The 17,196-nt window shown below is 70.1% G+C and carries 14 protein-coding genes and 2 tRNA genes; 13 read left to right on the top strand and 3 right to left on the bottom strand.

Annotation, left to right across the window (positions count from 1 at the left end; genetic code table 11):
* The first annotated feature begins 2 nt into the window (after positions 1 to 2).
* Entirely contained in the window at positions 3 to 197 is a 195-nt protein-coding gene (locus AB5J87_RS23320; RefSeq protein ID WP_369378993.1) for a hypothetical protein, read from the top strand.
* 63 nt (positions 198 to 260) lie between these two features.
* Here the strand turns inward: AB5J87_RS23320 and AB5J87_RS23325 are convergent.
* Positions 261 to 334, bottom strand: a tRNA-Gly gene (locus AB5J87_RS23325).
* Between the two features lie 151 nt (positions 335 to 485).
* On the opposite strand from AB5J87_RS23325, the gene AB5J87_RS23330 reads away from it, so the two are divergent.
* The 5 genes from AB5J87_RS23330 (at position 486) to clpX (ending at position 5,271) form a co-directional block, all read left to right on the top strand.
* Positions 486 to 562, top strand: a tRNA-Pro gene (locus tag AB5J87_RS23330).
* Between the two features lie 208 nt (positions 563 to 770).
* On the top strand, positions 771 to 2,150 hold the full coding sequence (gene tig, locus AB5J87_RS23335; protein ID WP_369378995.1) for a trigger factor: 1,380 nt from the start codon (positions 771 to 773) through the stop codon (positions 2,148 to 2,150).
* Between the two features lie 311 nt (positions 2,151 to 2,461).
* A complete protein-coding gene (locus AB5J87_RS23340; protein ID WP_369378996.1) occupies positions 2,462 to 3,079 on the top strand; it encodes an ATP-dependent Clp protease proteolytic subunit in 618 nt (205 codons plus the stop codon).
* A 77-nt stretch (positions 3,080 to 3,156) separates the two neighbouring features.
* Positions 3,157 to 3,834 carry an ATP-dependent Clp protease proteolytic subunit gene (locus tag AB5J87_RS23345; protein WP_369378998.1) on the top strand — a complete coding sequence of 226 codons (678 nt, stop codon included), beginning with the start codon at positions 3,157 to 3,159 and terminating at the stop codon, positions 3,832 to 3,834.
* A gap of 144 nt (positions 3,835 to 3,978) precedes the next feature.
* Positions 3,979 to 5,271 (top strand): ATP-dependent Clp protease ATP-binding subunit ClpX, encoded by a 1,293-nt coding sequence (gene clpX / locus AB5J87_RS23350; protein WP_067158960.1) that lies wholly within the window; start codon positions 3,979 to 3,981, stop codon positions 5,269 to 5,271.
* Between the two features lie 129 nt (positions 5,272 to 5,400).
* Here the strand turns inward: clpX and AB5J87_RS23355 are convergent, their stop codons facing one another.
* A complete protein-coding gene (locus tag AB5J87_RS23355; protein WP_369379000.1) occupies positions 5,401 to 6,348 on the bottom strand; it encodes a hypothetical protein in 948 nt (315 codons plus the stop codon).
* A 139-nt stretch (positions 6,349 to 6,487) separates the two neighbouring features.
* Here AB5J87_RS23355 and AB5J87_RS23360 point away from each other — a divergent pair, with 139 nt between their 5' ends.
* Together AB5J87_RS23360 and AB5J87_RS23365 are read left to right on the top strand one after the other, a co-directional pair.
* Positions 6,488 to 9,112, top strand: a complete 2,625-nt coding sequence (locus AB5J87_RS23360) for a valine--tRNA ligase (RefSeq protein WP_369379002.1) — start codon at positions 6,488 to 6,490, stop codon at positions 9,110 to 9,112.
* A gap of 177 nt (positions 9,113 to 9,289) precedes the next feature.
* On the top strand, positions 9,290 to 10,393 hold the full coding sequence (locus AB5J87_RS23365) for a sensor histidine kinase (protein ID WP_369379004.1): 1,104 nt from the start codon (positions 9,290 to 9,292) through the stop codon (positions 10,391 to 10,393).
* Between the two features lie 670 nt (positions 10,394 to 11,063).
* On the opposite strand, the gene AB5J87_RS23370 is transcribed toward AB5J87_RS23365, so the two are convergent.
* A complete protein-coding gene (locus tag AB5J87_RS23370) occupies positions 11,064 to 12,071 on the bottom strand; it encodes a rod shape-determining protein (RefSeq protein ID WP_369379005.1) in 1,008 nt (335 codons plus the stop codon).
* A gap of 101 nt (positions 12,072 to 12,172) precedes the next feature.
* Between AB5J87_RS23370 and AB5J87_RS23375 the strand changes: the two genes are divergently transcribed.
* The 5 genes from AB5J87_RS23375 (at position 12,173) to mreC (ending at position 17,196) form a co-directional block, all read left to right on the top strand.
* Positions 12,173 to 13,684 carry a Mur ligase family protein gene (locus AB5J87_RS23375; protein ID WP_369379006.1) on the top strand — a complete coding sequence of 504 codons (1,512 nt, stop codon included), beginning with the start codon at positions 12,173 to 12,175 and terminating at the stop codon, positions 13,682 to 13,684.
* Positions 13,685 to 13,690: 6 nt separating this feature from the next.
* Positions 13,691 to 14,050 carry a DUF4233 domain-containing protein gene (locus AB5J87_RS23380; protein WP_369379007.1) on the top strand — a complete coding sequence of 120 codons (360 nt, stop codon included), beginning with the start codon at positions 13,691 to 13,693 and terminating at the stop codon, positions 14,048 to 14,050.
* Between the two features lie 218 nt (positions 14,051 to 14,268).
* Positions 14,269 to 14,688: a nucleoside-diphosphate kinase gene (ndk, locus tag AB5J87_RS23385; RefSeq protein ID WP_369379008.1), complete on the top strand. Its 420-nt coding sequence runs from the start codon at positions 14,269 to 14,271 to the stop codon at positions 14,686 to 14,688.
* A gap of 258 nt (positions 14,689 to 14,946) precedes the next feature.
* Entirely contained in the window at positions 14,947 to 15,966 is a 1,020-nt protein-coding gene (locus tag AB5J87_RS23390; RefSeq protein WP_053727412.1) for a rod shape-determining protein, read from the top strand.
* Positions 15,967 to 16,104: 138 nt separating this feature from the next.
* Positions 16,105 to 17,196: a rod shape-determining protein MreC gene (gene mreC / locus AB5J87_RS23395; RefSeq protein ID WP_369379010.1), complete on the top strand. Its 1,092-nt coding sequence runs from the start codon at positions 16,105 to 16,107 to the stop codon at positions 17,194 to 17,196.

The following is a 17,196-nucleotide window of genomic DNA, read 5'->3' on the forward strand; positions in this document are numbered from 1 at the left end:
GTGTGGCCATTTCACTGTCTGCGGTGCTGCTGTTGGCGATCGTCCTGGTGGTGATGATCCGCAGCGGTTCCATCAAGACCGGCCCGGCCATAGTCGCCGCGCTCTTCGGGTTCTTCATGGCGTCGACGGGCATGGCGCCGTCGATACAGCGCTTCCTCAACTCCCTCGCGGACACGATCAACCAGATCAAGTTCTGACCGCGAGCGCCGGGCCCGGAAAACACCCCGGGCCCGGTGAACAGGTCACCGGGCCCGGGGCAGTGGAGCGGGCGACGGGAATCGAACCCGCGTAGCTAGTTTGGAAGACTAGGGCTCTACCATTGAGCTACGCCCGCGTGCGGCGCGCCGCCGGTCACCAGGACCGCGGCACGAAGAGCATCGTAGCGGGTCACCCCCCGCGCGCGCACACCGCGTCCCGTCGCGTCCCGCCCCGCGCAAAGCGGCCGACGCGTTCCCCGCGGGCATGTACCCTACGTGTCGCACCGACGGGGTGTGGCGCAGCTTGGTAGCGCGTCCGCTTTGGGAGCGGAAGGCCGTGGGTTCAAATCCCGCCACCCCGACCAGCACCGTTCCCGCGCCGTACCGGCACCGGGGCCGGGGCCCCGCGCTCCGCGTCGCACAAGATCACATTGTGGGTGGCATCCCGCTTGCGGTTACTATGCAAGCTGCGTGCCCGTGTGTCTGACCAATCCGATGAACCGGGCCCGATCCGCCCGCGGCCGTCGGCCACCGGGTAGAACCCCCAGAAGTCAGCCACAAGGAGACCGAACCGTGAAGAGCGCCGTGGAGACCCTGAACCCGACCCGGGTTCGGCTCACTGTCGAGGTGCCCTTCGAGGAGCTCAAGGACAGCCTCGACGCGGCGTACAAGAAGATCAACCAGCAGGTCACGGTCAAGGGCTTCCGCAAGGGCAAGATCCCGGCCCGCGTCATCGACCAGCGGTTCGGCCGTGGTGCTGTGCTGGAGGAGGCCGTCAACGACGCCCTCCCGAAGTTCTACACCGAGGCGGTCAACGAGGCCGAGCTGAACCCGCTCGGCCAGCCCGAGGTCGACATCACGGAGCTGAAGGACGGCGAGACGCTGAACTTCACCGCCGAGGTCGACATCCGCCCGGCCATCGAGATCCCGGACTACACGGGCATCGAGGTCACCGTGGACGCCGTCGAGGTCTCCGACGAGGACGTCGAGAAGGCCGTCTCGGACCTGCGCGAGCGCTTCGCCTCGACCTCCCCGGTCGAGCGCGCCGCCACCGACGGCGACGTCGTCACCATCGACCTGGAGGCCAAGGTCGACGGCGAGGTCCTGGAGGACGGTGTCGCCGAGGGCGTCTCGTACACCATCGGTTCCGGCGAGCTGCTCGACGGCATCGACGAGGCCGTCAAGGGCCTGGAGGCCGGTGGCGAGGCCACCTTCACCTCGCAGCTCAAGGGCGGTTCGGCCGAGGGCAAGGACGCCGAGGTCACCGTCAAGGTCACCCAGGTCGCCGCGCGCGAACTGCCGGAGCTGGACGACGACTTCGCGCAGCTCGCCTCCGAGTTCGACACCCTCGACGAGCTCAAGGCCGACAGCCGCAAGCGCCTGGAGAACATGAAGCAGTTCGACCAGGCCACCCAGGCCCAGGAGCGCGTCCTCGACGAGCTGCTGAAGATCACTGAGGTCCCGATCCCCGAGAAGCTCCTCGCGGACGAGATCCAGACCCGCAAGCACAACCTCGAGCACCACCAGCTCGGCCAGATGGGCCTCGACCTCGCCAAGTACCTGGAGATCCAGGGCAAGACGCAGGAAGAGTTCGACGCCGAGACCGAGGAAGCGGCCGTCAAGGGCATCAAGACGCAGTTCATCCTCGACGAGCTCGTCAACAAGGAGAAGCTGAACGTCAACCAGGAGGAGCTCACCGAGCACCTGGTGCGCCGTGCCGCCTCCTCCGGCATGTCCCCCGACCAGTTCGCCCAGGCCGTCGTCGAGGGCGGCCAGGTGCCGATGCTCGTCGGCGAGGTCGCCCGCGGCAAGGCGCTGGCCGTGGTCGTCGAGGCCGCCAAGGTCGTCGACACCAACGGTGAGGCCGTCGACCTGGAGGACGACGAGGACGAGGCCGCCGAGGCCGTCGTCGCCGCCGCCGAGGGCGACGCCGAGGAGAAGACCGAGGCCTGAGCCTCGGCCTGAAGGCGTACGACGTACGTGAAGGAGGGGCCCGTGACGCAGCAGCGTCCGGGCCCCTTCGCGTACCCGGCCGGGCCCCTCGCGCGCGCGGGCCGGTGGCCGGTTCCGTACGGGCCCGGCCTTCAACCACCTTGCGCTCCGAGCGAACAGTTCGGGAACCGGGATGGCGTTGTCCTACCTGCGCGTTAGGGTCCATGAATACGGGGGCGTGGAGTCAGCCGGTGACGAGTCGGCCCAAGGCCCCGCCCTCTGAACGAAGACGCTGAGACGGCCGGAGCCGTCAGAGACGAGCAGGTGGATACGTGACGAATCTGATGCCTTATGCCGCCGGCGAGCCGTCCCTCGGTGGTGGCCTCGGCGACCATGTCTACAACCGGCTGCTCAACGAGCGCATCATCTTCCTCGGCCAGCAGGTCGACGACGACATCGCCAACAAGATCACGGCGCAGCTCCTCCTCCTGGCCGCCGAGCCGGAGAAGGACATCTACCTCTACATCAACAGCCCCGGCGGCTCGGTGACGGCCGGCATGGCGATCTACGACACCATGCAGTACATCCCGAACGACGTGGTCACGATCGGTATGGGCATGGCGGCCTCGATGGGCCAGTTCCTGCTCACCGGCGGCACCGCCGGCAAGCGCTTCGCGCTGCCCAACACCGACATCCTGATGCACCAGGGCTCCGCCGGCATCGGCGGCACCGCCTCGGACATCAAGATCCAGGCCGAGTACCTGCTGCGCACGAAGACGCGCATGGCGGAGATCACCGCCCACCACTCCGGCCAGTCCGTCGAGACGATCATCCGCGACGGCGACCGCGACCGGTGGTACACGGCGGAGGAGGCCAAGGAGTACGGCCTCATCGACGAGATCATGGCCCACGCGGCGCTCGTTCCGGGCGGCGGCGGCACCGGGGCCTGAGCCCCCGCCCGCTCCTGGCGGAGCGGGCCCCCGGCCCCGGCCCACGAAGCCCCCGAGCCCCACCGAACGCCACCAGGATGGTGAACCCCGACATGCAGAACAACTTCTCCGCGAGCGGCCTCTACACCGGCCCGCAGGTGGACAACCGCTACATCGTGCCGCGCTTCGTCGAGCGCACCTCGCAGGGCGTGCGCGAGTACGACCCGTACGCGAAGCTGTTCGAGGAGCGCGTGATCTTCCTCGGCGTCCAGATCGACGACGCCTCCGCCAACGACGTCATGGCGCAGCTGCTGTGCCTGGAGTCGATGGACCCGGACCGCGACATCTCGATCTACATCAACAGCCCGGGCGGCTCGTTCACGGCCCTGACGGCCATCTACGACACGATGCAGTTCGTGAAGCCCGACATCCAGACGGTCTGCATGGGCCAGGCGGCCTCCGCCGCCGCCGTCCTGCTGGCCGCCGGCACCCCGGGCAAGCGCATGGCCCTGCCCAACGCGCGCGTGCTCATCCACCAGCCGTCCTCGCAGACCGGCCGGGAGCAGCTCTCCGACCTGGAGATCGCGGCCAACGAGATCCTGCGCATGCGCACCCAGCTGGAGGAGATGCTCGCCAAGCACTCCACCACGCCCATCGAGAAGATCCGGGACGACATCGAGCGGGACAAGATCCTCACCGCCGACGACGCCCTGGCGTACGGCCTGGTCGACCAGATCGTGTCGACCCGCAAGACCACGTCGGCCGCGGCAGCCTGACGCGACCGGGACCCTTGGCGCGGTGCACGTCAAAGTGAACCGCGCCAAGGGGGGCCCGAACGGGGGGCCAGGCAAGGTACCGTCGGATATGAGGCACCAGGAGCCGCTGAACGTGGCGTCTCCCAGGCGAAGGGGAAGCACCTCGTGGCACGCATCGGTGATGGCGGCGACCTGCTCAAGTGCTCGTTCTGCGGGAAGAGCCAGAAGCAGGTGAAGAAGCTCATCGCAGGCCCCGGTGTGTACATCTGCGACGAGTGCATCGATCTCTGCAACGAGATCATCGAGGAGGAGCTCGCCGAGTCCTCCGAGGTGCGGTGGGAGGAACTGCCCAAGCCGCGCGAGATCTACGAGTTCCTGGAGAGCTACGTGGTGGGCCAGGAGCCCGCCAAGAAGGCCCTCTCGGTCGCGGTGTACAACCACTACAAGCGCGTCCAGGCCGGGGAGAACGGCGGGGCGCAGGGCCGCGACGACGCGATCGAGCTCGCCAAGTCCAACATCCTGCTGCTCGGGCCCACGGGCTCCGGCAAGACGCTCCTGGCCCAGACGCTGGCCCGGATGCTCAACGTCCCGTTCGCCATCGCCGACGCGACGGCGCTCACGGAGGCGGGGTACGTCGGCGAGGACGTCGAGAACATCCTGCTCAAGCTGATCCAGGCCGCCGACTACGACGTCAAGAAGGCCGAGACCGGGATCATCTACATCGACGAGATCGACAAGGTCGCCCGGAAGAGCGAAAACCCGTCGATCACGCGCGACGTCTCCGGCGAGGGCGTGCAGCAGGCCCTGCTGAAGATCCTGGAGGGCACCACGGCCTCCGTTCCGCCGCAGGGCGGGCGCAAGCACCCCCACCAGGAGTTCATCCAGATCGACACGACGAACGTGCTGTTCATCGTGGGCGGTGCCTTCGCGGGCCTGGAGAAGATCATCGAGTCGCGGGCGGGCGCCAAGGGCATCGGCTTCGGCGCGACGATCCGCTCCAAGCGGGAGATCGAGGCGAGCGACCAGTTCCAGGAGGTCATGCCGGAGGACCTGGTGAAGTTCGGGATGATCCCCGAGTTCATCGGCCGGCTGCCCGTCCTCACCTCGGTCCACAACCTCGACCGCGAGGCGCTCCTGCAGATCCTCGTCGAGCCGCGCAACGCACTGGTCAAGCAGTACCAGCGCCTCTTCGAACTCGACGGCGTGGAGCTGGACTTCGACCGCCCGGCCCTGGAGGCCATCGCCGACCAGGCGATCCTGCGCGGCACCGGCGCGCGCGGACTGCGCGCCATCATGGAAGAGGTCCTGATGTCGGTGATGTACGAGGTCCCGTCCCGCAAGGACGTGGCCCGCGTCGTCATCACCTCCGACGTCGTCCACAACAACGTCAACCCGACGCTGGTCCCGCGCGAGCCGCGGATCGTGAAGAACGACGGACGCCACGAGAAGTCCGCGTAACCCGCACCCGCCGCACCCGCAACGCACAAGGGCGCCCGGCCAGTTGGACTGGCCGGGCGCCCTTGTCGCCGGTGGACCCGTTCGGAAGGCGGCACGCCCCGGACGCGGGTCCCGGGCTGCTCCCTCGGGCTACTTCTTCACCCGCGCCGTGTTGTAGAGCTTCGCCGCGAGGTCGGCGACCTGGTCGGTCGGCATCGCCGAGCCGCCCTTGCCGAGGATGGCCGCCAAGTCGACCGCCTCGACCACACCGAGGGTGCTGTAGTCCGACCAGATGCAGATCGGGATCTCGAAGGACTTCGCGGTCTTGGTGTCGGTGACCTTGGCGTTCTGGCACTTCATGAGCGCACCCGAGAACCCGGCGGGCTTCACCGCGGTGGGGCTGCCCACCAGCTCGGCCTTGGTGTTGTCGCTCGAAGAACCCTTCGCCTTGTCCTCGTCGCTGCCCTTCTGGATCTTCGCGAACGCCCCGTCGAGCGCCTTCGCCGGGTCGCTGATCTCGCCGTAGAGGCCCTTGAACATCAGCGTCTTCCCGCCCAGCGGGTTGCTGGCGTCGCCGCCGGCCTTGTAGTTCCCGGACTCCTGGGCGGGGTCCTTGATCCCCATCTCGGCGGCGTCCTTCTTGTCCTTGTCCGTGAAGGAGCTGTCGGACTTGGACGAGGCGCCCTTCTTGTACTCGCCGACCTCCGCCGGGGCGACCAGCTTGTAGCCCTTGGTGCTCGCGGACACGTCGCCGTTGCCGGCGCCCCCGCCGCCCTTCGTCGCGAACCACACCCCGCCGCCGATCACCGCGACCGCCACGACGGCGGCCGTCACGATCAGGCCCGTCTTCTTCTTGGCCGGAGCGGGCGGCACGGGGGCGCCGTAGGGCGGCTGCTGGCCGTACTGGGGCTGCTGGGCCGGGTACCCGTACCCCTGCTGCGGCGGGACGCCCTGCGGGGGCTGCGCCGGGTAGCCGTAGCCGGGCTGCGGCGGCTGCTGCCCGTACGGCTGACCGTACGGCTGCTGCGGCGGCTGCTGGCCGTACGGACCGGGCTGCTGGGGCTGGCCGCCGTACGGGCCCGGCTGGTTGTAGCTCATTGCTGGGATTCCCCCTAGAGATGCTTGTCCGATCGGGACATCCTGGCGGACGGCCGGGCCGCACGGCGCATCGGGGGCCCGACCGTTACCAAAGATTCCCGTTTCAGTACCGGCCCGTGACACCCCTAAACTGGGCCCCGTGACCGAGAACACTCAGCAGCAGAACCCAGCGCCCACCACCGAACTGCCGACCCAGTACGCGCCGGCCGAGGTAGAGGGGGAGCTGTATGAGCGCTGGGTAGAGCGCGGTTACTTCGAGGCGGACGCGGCGAGCGAGAAGGAGCCCTTCACCGTCGTCATCCCGCCGCCCAACGTCACCGGTTCGCTCCACCTGGGCCACGCCTTCGAGCACACCCTTATCGACGCCCTCACCCGCCGCAAGCGGATGCAGGGCTACGAGACGCTGTGGCAGCCCGGCATGGACCACGCGGGCATCGCCACCCAGAACGTGGTGGAGCGCGAGCTCGCCAAGGAGGGCAAGTCCCGCCACGACCTGGGCCGCGAGGCGTTCGTCGAGCGGGTCTGGCAGTGGAAGGGCGAGTCCGGCGGGCAGATCTCCGGCCAGATGCGCCGTCTCGGCGACGGCGTCGACTGGTCCCGTGAGCGCTTCACCATGGACGAGGGCCTCTCCCAGGCCGTCCAGACCATCTTCAAGAAGCTCTACGACGACGAGCTGATCTACCGCGCCGAGCGCATCATCAACTGGTGCCCGCGCTGTCTGACCGCCATCTCGGACATCGAGGTGGAGTACCAGGACGACGACGGCGAGCTCGTCTCGATCAAGTACGGGGAGGGCGAAGAGACCCTCGTCGTCGCCACCACCCGCGCCGAGACGATGCTCGGTGACACCGCGGTCGCCGTCCACCCGGACGACGAGCGCTACCGGCACCTGGTCGGCAAGCAGATCAAGCTGCCGCTGACCGACCGTTCCATCCCGGTCGTCGCCGACACCCACGTCGACCCCGAGTTCGGCACCGGCGCCGTCAAGGTGACGCCCGCCCACGACCCGAACGACTTCGAGATCGGCCAGCGGCACGACCTGCCGAACCTCGCGGTCATGGACGAGCGCGCCATCATCACCGCGCCCGGCCCCTTCCAGGGCCTGGACCGGCTGGAGGCCCGCTCGGCCATCGTCGCCGCGCTGCGCGCCGAGGGCCGGATCGTGGCCGAGAAGCGCCCGTACGTCCACTCGGTGGGCCACTGCTCGCGCTGCAAGACCACCATCGAGCCGCGGCTGTCGATGCAGTGGTGGGTCAAGGTCGGCCCGCTCGCCAAGGCCGCCGGTGACGCGGTCCGCGACGGCCGGGTCAAGATCCACCCGCAGGAGATGGAGAAGCGGTACTTCGACTGGGTCGACAACCTCCACGACTGGTGCATCTCGCGCCAGCTGTGGTGGGGCCACCGCATCCCGGTCTGGTACGGCCCGAACGGCGAGATCGTCTGTGTCGGCCCTGACGACGAGGCCCCCACCGGCGAGGGCTGGCACCAGGACACCGACGTGCTCGACACGTGGTTCTCCTCGGGCCTGTGGCCCTTCTCCACCCTCGGCTGGCCCGAGCAGACCGAGAGCCTCGCGAAGTTCTACCCGAACTCCGTCCTGGTCACCGGCTACGACATCCTCTTCTTCTGGGTCGCCCGGATGATGATGTTCGGCCTGTACGCGATGGACGGCACCCCGCCGTTCCACACCATCGCCCTGCACGGCATGGTCCGCGACCAGTTCGGCAAGAAGATGTCGAAGTCCTTCGGGAACGCGGTCAACCCGCTGGACTGGATGGACAAGTACGGCAGCGACGCCCTCCGCTTCACCCTGGCCCGCGGCGCCAACCCCGGCGTCGACGTGCCGATCGGCGAGGACTGGGTCCAGGGCTCCCGCAACTTCGCCAACAAGATCTGGAACGCGACCCGCTTCGCGCTGATGAACGGCGCCACGGTCGAGGGCGAACTGCCGCCCGCCGAGCAGCTCTCGGCCACCGATCGCTGGATCCTGTCCCGGCTGAACGCCACGGTCGCCGAGGTCGACGCCCTCTACGACGACTACCAGTTCGCCAAGCTGTCGGACGCCCTGTTCCACTTCGCGTGGGACGAGGTCTTCGACTGGTACGTCGAGCTGTCCAAGACGACGTTCATGGGCGGCGGCGACGCGGCCAAGGTCTCGGGCCGGGTCCTCGGCGAGGTCCTGGACGTGACGCTGCGGCTGCTCCACCCGATCGTGCCGTTCGTGACGGAGACGCTGTGGACCACCCTGACCGGTGGCGAGTCGGTCGTCATCGCCGAGTGGCCGACCGACAGCGGCTTCCGCGACGCGGAGGCCGAGCGGGAGATCGAGTCGCTCCAGCAGGTGATCACCGAGGTCCGCCGCTTCCGCGCCGACCAGGGCCTCCAGCCCGGTCAGAAGGTTCCGGCCGAGCTGACCCTGGACGGCACCGCGCTGGCGCCGCACGAGGCGGCCATCCGTCAGCTGCTGCGCCTCCAGCCGGCCGGGGAGGGCTTCCACGCCACCGCCTCGCTGCCGGTCGCGGGCGCGACCGTGGCGCTGGACCTCTCGGGCACCATCGACGTCGAGGCCGAGCGCAAGCGCCTGGCCAAGGACCTCGCGGCGGCCGAGAAGGAGAAGGCGCAGGCCAACGGGAAGCTCGGCAACGAGGCGTTCCTGGCGAAGGCCCCGGACAACGTGGTCGACAAGATCCGTACGCGTCTGGCCAAGGCCGAGGCGGACATCGAGCGGATCACCACCCAGCTGGCGAACCTGCCGCAGGCGTGACGGCGTAGCCGCGCGACCGCGTGACCGAAGGGCCCCGGACCGACTGATCGGTCCGGGGCCCTTCGGGCGTTCCGGGCCCGTGGGACCTCCTCTGCGTGGGTCAAATCACTCAAATCAGACCCAAGAAGGGTCGAAAGTCAGCCATAAAAGGTCCAAAGACCTTGGATGATGGAAGGCATGTACGCCTCGTCCCCCGCCTCCGCCCTGCGGCGCGCGCTGGGTGACGACCGCGCCCTGGACACGATGATCGCGCTCGCCGCGTTCGCGCTGATGGTCATCGACGTGCCGGGCCTCGCCGCCGCGGACAACTCCCTGACCGGCGCCACCGTGCCCCCCGTCCTCGCGGCCGGCTCGGCCACCCTGCTGCTGCGCCGCCGCTGGCCGTGGATCCCCTATCTCGCGGCGCTGCTCTTCCTCGGCTGGCTGCACCAGCTCACCCTGATCCAGTTCGCCCTGTACTCCCTGGGCCGCTTCCGGGGCCGGCGCACCGCCGTGCTGGCGACCGTCCTGTACGTGGTGGTGGCCTGCGGGTTCTACCTCGCGCCGGGCTGGCCCGAGCACCGGGCCGACTCCATCAGCTCCTTCCTCGCCATCGTGGTGCCCATCGGGGTCCTCTCCTCGGCGGTCGGCGTCGCCACCTACCGCCAGGACCTGGTGCGCGAGGTCGAGGCCCTGCAAGCCGTCCAGGCCGAGCGGGCGTCGGTGGCGCGGGACGTCCACGACATGGTGGGGCGCGAGCTGACCATGCTCGCGGTGACCGCCGAGGTCCGGGCGCGGCGGGCCGTCGGCGGCCCCCACGAGCAGGACTTCGACTCGCTGGCCGAGACGGCGCGGCGCGCGCACCACATGCTGAACGAGATCATCGTGGCGCGTGCGGACGAGCGGCGGGCCACACCGGGCCTGGAGGGCCTCGCGGCCCTCGCCGCCGAGACCCGCCGGGCGGGTACGCCGGTGACGCTGGACGTGGCCGAGCGCGCGTACGCGGTGTCCCCGCTGCGTCAGGCCGCGGTCTACCGGGTGGTCCAGGAGTGCCTCACCAACGCGGTGAAGCACGCGCGGGGGGAGGGGGTGGCGGTGACGATCGACGTCCGCGGCGGCGAACTGGCCGTCCACGTCCGCAACCGCCTCCCGTCGACCGTGCCGCCGACGGCGCCGGTGTCGTCGGGGACGGGGACGTTCTCCATGCGGGAGCGGGTGGAGAGCATGGGGGGTGCGCTGACGACGCGTCGTACGTCGACGACGTACGAGGTGAAGGCCACACTGCCGTCGGGCACGGCGTAAACCCCCTGCGGGCCGGTGGGTGGCTGGTCGCGCAGTTCCCCGCGCCCCTAGGGGGTACGGCCAGTGCTGCCACTGCGGGGCGCGGGCACGGGTTCGACTTCGGCTGCGGGCCGGTGGGGCTTGCTCGCGCAGTTCCCCGCGCCCCTGGGTGGTCGGTTGCCTGCGGGCCGGTGGTCGCTCCTCGCGCAGTTCCCCGCTGCCCTTGAAAGCCGGGGGCCGGGCCCGCCATATCGGCTGCCCGCGCCCCCGGCAGGCACCCGGCAGCCGAAACACCCAGCTCAGCCCAGGCTTCTTGGGGTCGCGGGGCTGTGACATCGTGCGGCTCCGCCGCGCGGGCGCGAGGAGCGAGCACGGCCCGCAGGCGAACGGGGGTTCAGGGGCGCGGGGAACTGCGCGAGGAGCGAGCACGGTCGGCGGACGAAGGCGGGTTGTCAGGGGCGCGGGGAACTGCGCGAGAAGCGACCAAGGTCCGCGGACGAAGGCGGGTCTCCAGGGGCGCGGGGAACTGCGCGACCAGCCTCCACCGGCCCGCAGGCGAAGGTCCGGCAAATGGCCGCAGGCCACCCCCACCGGCCCGCAGGCGAACACCCTGCACAAATGGCCGCAGGCCACCCCCACCGGCCCGGGGGCCCGGGTCACCCCCGCAAAGTCCCGCACCCCCCGCAGCGTCCTACTTCGACGCGAGCAGTCGCTGCAAGCCGTCGAAGTCCTCCACGCACTTCCCCGACCCCAGCACCACGCAGTCCAGCGGCGCCTCCGCCACGAACACCGGGATCCCCGTCGCGGACGCGAGGCGGAGGTCCAGTGCGGGGAGCAGTGCGCCGCCCCCGGTCAGCACGATCCCCCGTTCCATCACGTCCCCCGCCAGCTCCGGCGGGCACGACTCCAGCGTCCCCCGCACCGCCGCCACGATCTGCTCCACCGGCTCGTCCAGCGCCGCCCGTACCTCCGGGACGGTGAGCGCCACCGTCTTGGGCAGCCCGCCCACCTTCTCCCGCCCCCGTACCGCGAACGTACGCCCCTCCAGCTCCTCGTCGCCCGGCACCGGCCACGCCGATCCGATCGCGACCTTCACGTCCTCCGCCGTGCGCTCGCCGATCAGCAGCGAGTGCTCCTTGCGGACGTGGTCGGTGATCGCCACGTCCATGCGGTCGCCGCCCACCCGCAGGGACTGCGAGGTGACGATCCCGCCCAGCGAGATCACCGCGACCTCCGTGGTGCCGCCGCCGATGTCCACCACCATCGACCCGCGCGGCTCCGCCACCGGCAGCCCGGCCCCGATCGCCGCCGCCATGGGCTCCTCGATGAGGTGGACGGCCCGCGCCCCCGCCCGCTGCGAGGCGTGCACGATGGCCCGGCGCTCCACGGGGGTGACCCCGCTCGGCACGCACACCACCATGCGGGTGCGCGGCCGGCGCCCCGGCACCGCCTTCTTCACGAAGTGCCGGATCATCTCCTCGGCCGCCTCGTAGTCGCTGATCACCCCGTCCCGCAGCGGACGGATCGCGGTGATCGAGCCCGGTGTGCGCCCGATGGTCTCCTTGGCCTCCGTGCCGACCGCCAGCGCCGTGCGCCCGTTCTCCTTCATCGCCACCACGGACGGCTCGTTGAGCACGATGCCCTGCCCGCGGGCGTACAGAAGCGTGTTGGCGGTGCCGAGGTCGATCCCTATGTCCATGATCGCCAAGTTTGCCCCCGTCCCCTGTGGGGGCGGCGGGCCGAACGTCCCGAAAGGGGCGGGTCCAAGGTCCTGTCGGCACCCCTCCGTAGACTGGGGCCGTGACCGAGCAGCCCGACCGCAGCAGCAGCCCCGACGACCACTTCGACGACATCGTCGAGGCCGAGACCCAGCGCGACCCCGACCTCGCCGTGATCGAGGCCGGCAGCCGCACCTTGCGCACGCACGGCGGAGCGCCGCAGGGCGACCCCGTTCCCGCCCGCCCCGCCGACCCGGAGGTCGACAAGGCGCTGCGCGCGGTCGAGACGGAGCTGGCCACGCGCTGGGGCGAGACCAAGTTGGAGCCGTCCGTCTCCCGGATCGCCGCGCTGATGGACGTCCTGGGCGAGCCCCAGCGGGCGTACCCCTCGATCCACATCACCGGCACCAACGGCAAGACCTCCACGGCCCGGATGGTCGAGGCGCTGCTCGGCGCCTTCGACCTGCGCACCGGGCGGTACACCTCGCCCCACGTCCAGTCGATCACCGAGCGCATCAGCCTGGACGGCTCGCCGATCACGGCCGAGCGCTTCATCGAGACGTACGAGGACATCAAGCCGTACGTGGAGATGGTCGACACCCAGCAGGACTTCCGGCTGTCCTTCTTCGAGGTGCTCACCGGTATGGCGTACGCGGCGTTCGCGGACACCCCCGTGGACGTGGCCGTCGTCGAGGTCGGCATGGGCGGCACCTGGGACGCGACCAATGTGATCGACGCGTCGGTGGCCGTCGTCACCCCCATCTCCCTCGACCACACCGACCGGCTCGGCTCCACGCCCGCCGAGATCGCGGTGGAGAAGTCGGGGATCGTCAAGCAGGGCGCGACCGTCATCCTGGCCCAGCAGCCCGTCGACGCGGCCCAGGTCATGCTGAAGAAGGCCGTCGAGGCGGACGCGACCGTCGCCCGCGAGGGCATGGAGTTCGGGATCGTCGCCCGGGAGATCGCGGTCGGCGGCCAGCTGCTGACCCTGCGCGGCCTCGGCGGGGAGTACGAGGACGTCTTCCTGCCGCTGTACGGGGCGCACCAGGCGCACAACGCGGCCGTGGCGCTCGCCGCCGTCGAGGCGTTCTTCGGCATCGGCTCCGAGCACGCCCGCCCGCTGGACGTGGACACCGTCCGCAAGGCGTTCGCCTCCGTCGTCTCGCCCGGCCGTCTGGAGGTCGTGCGCCGCAGCCCCACCGTCGTCCTGGACGCCGCCCACAACCCGGCGGGCGCCCAGGCCACGGCCGAGGGGCTGACCGAGGCGTTCGGCTTCTCGCGGCTGATCGGCGTGGTCGCGGCCAGCGCCGACAAGGACGTGAAGGGCCTGCTCGAAGCCTTCGAGCCGGTCTTCGCCGAGGTCGTCGTCACCGCCAACTCCAGCCACCGCTCGATGGACGTCGACGAGCTCGCCGCCGTCGCGGTCGAGGTCTTCGGCGACGAGCGGGTGGTCGTCGAGCCCCGTCTGGACGACGCCCTGGAGGCGGCGATCACCCTGGCGGAGGAAGAGGACGAGTACGCCGGGGCGGGAGTCCTCGTCACCGGTTCCGTGATCACGGTCGGCGAGGCCCGGCTGCTCCTGGGAAGGGGCTGACGCCCGATGCGCACGCTCTGCGCTTCCACCCTCATCGGTGAATTCTTCGTCATAGGGTTCGCCGGTCTGGTCGCCATGAAGGACGACAGCCTCTCCGTGTCCACGGTGTGGACGGTCAGCGGCATCGCCATGCTGTTCTCGGTGCTCCTGTGCGGCATGCTGACCCGCCCCGGCGGCCTCCAGCTGGGCTGGGCGCTCCAGATCGCCCTGATCGCGAGCGGTTTCGTCGTCCCGCACATGTTCTTCCTGGGCGCGGTCTTCGCCGGTCTGTGGTGGGCCTCGATCCACTTCGGCCGCCAGGTGGACGTGGCGAAGGCGAAGTTCGCCGCGCAGGCGGAGGCGGCGGAGCCGGAGCCGCAGGTGTAGGCGTGCGTGGTTCGTCCGCGGGCCGCGACCAGCCGCCCGCGGTCCGCAGCCGGAGCACCTGCCCCGGAAGGGGTTCCTTCGGCCGCGGACCGTGCTGGGCCGCCCGCGCGGTTCCCCGCGCCCCTGGCGGCACGGGGCCGGTCCGGGTGCTCGGGCGCTCCGCGCCCCCTGTAGCCTCGGCCTCACCGCACACGTATGCCTGCAAGGAGCCGCACACCATGACCCAGCGCACTCTCGTCATCCTCAAGCCCGACGCCGTCCGGCGCGGCCTGATCGGCGAGGTCATCGGCCGCATCGAGCGCAAGGCCGGCTGGACCATCCCGGCGATGGAGCTGCGGACCCTGGACCAGGAGACCCTGGAGCAGCACTACGGCGAGCACAAGGGCAAGCCCTTCTACGAGCCGCTGATGGGCTTCATGGCCTCCGGCCCCGTCGTCGTCCTCGTGGTCGAGGGCGAGCGGGTCATCGAGGGCGTGCGCCGGCTGGCGGGCCCCACCGACCCGATCGCCGCCACCCCCGGTTCCATCCGCGGCGACTTCGGCACCATCGTCCGCGAGAACCTGATCCACGCCTCGGACTCCGAGGAGTCGGCCGAACGGGAACTGAAGATCTTCTTCCCGGGCCGCGTCCAAGCCTGACCGGGTGTCAGCCAAATAGCGCTCATGACCTGGGGCGACCGAAGGAATTCGGTCGCCCTTCGGTATATGAACGCCGATCGCGGGAACGCATCGCCCCGACACGTCGTCACCATTACCAGAGGTGGACCAACGCGCCGTGTCCGTGCGGGCGGCACTACGATGGAGCCTCACGCCCACACAGCACCCACCTCGCCGACCTAAAAAGCCGTCAACGCTCGATTAGGGAAGGCCGGACGCATCCTCATGGGGAGCAACAACATGTCGTTCATCGGCCGTGACATGGCTGTCGACCTCGGGACCGCCAACACGCTGGTGTACGTCAGAGGTCGCGGAATCGTCCTGAACGAGCCGTCCGTCGTCGCCATCAACACCAACACCGGCGGCATCCTGGCGGTCGGTGCCGAGGCGAAGAAGATGATCGGCCGTACGCCGGGCAACATCGTGGCCGTACGACCGCTGAAGGACGGCGTCATCGCCGACTTCGAGATCACGGAGCGGATGCTCCGCTACTTCATCCTGAAGATCCACAAGCGGCGTTACCTGGCCCGCCCGCGCGTCGTCGTCTGCGTGCCCTCCGGCATCACCGGGGTCGAGCGCCGCGCCGTCATCGAGGCGTCCACCCAGGCCGGCGCCCGCCAGGTGCACATCATCGAGGAGCCCATGGCCGCGGCCATCGGCTCGGGCCTGCCCGTCCACGAGGCGACCGGCAACATGGTCGTCGACATCGGCGGCGGCACCACCGAGGTCGCGGTGATCTCGCTCGGCGGAATCGTCACGGCGCAGTCCATCCGGGTGGCCGGCGACGAGCTGGACAACGCGATCATCCAGCACATCAAGAAGGAGTACAGCCTCCTCCTCGGTGAGCGCACCGCCGAGCAGATCAAGATCACCATCGGCTCGGCCTACGACCTCGACAAGGACGAGCACACCGAGATCCGTGGCCGCGACCTGGTCTCCGGGCTGCCCAAGACCGTGGTCATCTCGGCCGCCGAGGTCCGCAAGGCCATCGAGGAGCCGGTCAACGCGATCGTCGACGCCGTGAAGACGACGCTCGACAAGTGCCCGCCGGAGCTCTCCGGCGACATCATGGACCGCGGCATCGTCCTCACCGGCGGCGGCGCCCTGCTGCGCGGCCTGGACGAGCGGCTGCGCCGCGAGACCGGCATGCCGATCCACATCGCCGAGGACCCGCTGGATTCGGTCGCGCTGGGATCCGGCAAGTGCGTGGAGGAGTTCGAGGCCCTGCAGCAGGTCCTCGACGCCCAGCCGCGCCGCTGACCTCCGGCCGGGCCCAGGTCCCCCCAGGTCACCGAGTGGCCCGGGGGGACCGCCCGTACGGGCCACTGCCAACCCGTACGGCGGATCGTTGATATACAGATCGAACAGATTCCGACGAGGAAGGCACGGCCGCCGCACGTGAGGGACACACGAGAGAGCCGGCTGCTCCTGGTGCTGCTGATCGCCGTAGCGTTCGCGCTGATCACGGTCGACATCCGGGGTGGGGAGAATTCGCCGGTGGACGGGGCCCGGCAGGCCGCCGCCACGGTGTTCGGACCGGTCGAGAACGGCATGGCGGCAGCCGTCGACCCGGTGGGCAACGCCATCGGGGCGGTGCGGGACTCGGGGGAGCGGCACAACAAGATCTCCGAGCTCCAGCGCGAGAACGAGGCGCTGAAGCAGAAGCTCGGCAGCGACGCCCGCAACCGCTCGCGCCTGAACCAGCTCGACTCGATGCTCAAGACGGCGGGCGAGGGCCAGTACGGCATCAAGGCCGCGCAGGTCATCGGGATAGGAGCGGCCCAGGGCTTCTCCTGGACCGTCACCATCGACGCCGGCTCGCGCGACGGCATCAAGCGCGACATGACCGTACTGAACGGGGAGGGCCTGGTCGGCCGGGTCACCACCGTCGGCCCCTCCACCGCCACCGTGCTGCTCGCCAACGACCCCGACTTCACCGTCGGCACCCGGATGGAGAACAGCGACGAGCTGGGCTTCGCCACCGGCCAGGGCGACCGGCCGCTGTCGGTGCAGCTGCTCAACGGCAAGGCCAAGGTCAAGGCGGGCGACCGGCTGGTGACCTTCGGCTCGCAGGCCGACAAGCCGTTCGTGCCGGGCGTCCCGGTCGGCGAGGTCGTCAAGGTCGACCCCTCGGGCGGCGACCTGACCCGGACCATCTACGTACGCCCGTACGTCGGGTTCACCAAGCTCGACATCGTCGGCGTAGTCGTCCAGGCCCCGCGCACCGACCCGCGCGACCAGGTGCTGCCCGCCAAGCCGAAGCCCACCCCGACGCCCACGGTGACCGTGACGGTCACCCCGCCGCCGGCCGGGAACGCGGTCGCCCCCAACCAGGCCGACCCCAACGTCCCCATCCAGGGCGGCGACCCCAACGGCAACCCGGACCCCAACGCGAACGCCAACCCCCCGGCGGACCCCAACCGCAAGCCCGGTGCCGTGCCCAACGCCGATCCCAACGCGAACAACGCCGCCGCCGACGGCGACCAGTAG

It is taken from the genome of Streptomyces sp. cg36 (assembly GCF_041080675.1).
GTDB lineage: Bacteria > Actinomycetota > Actinomycetes > Streptomycetales > Streptomycetaceae > Streptomyces.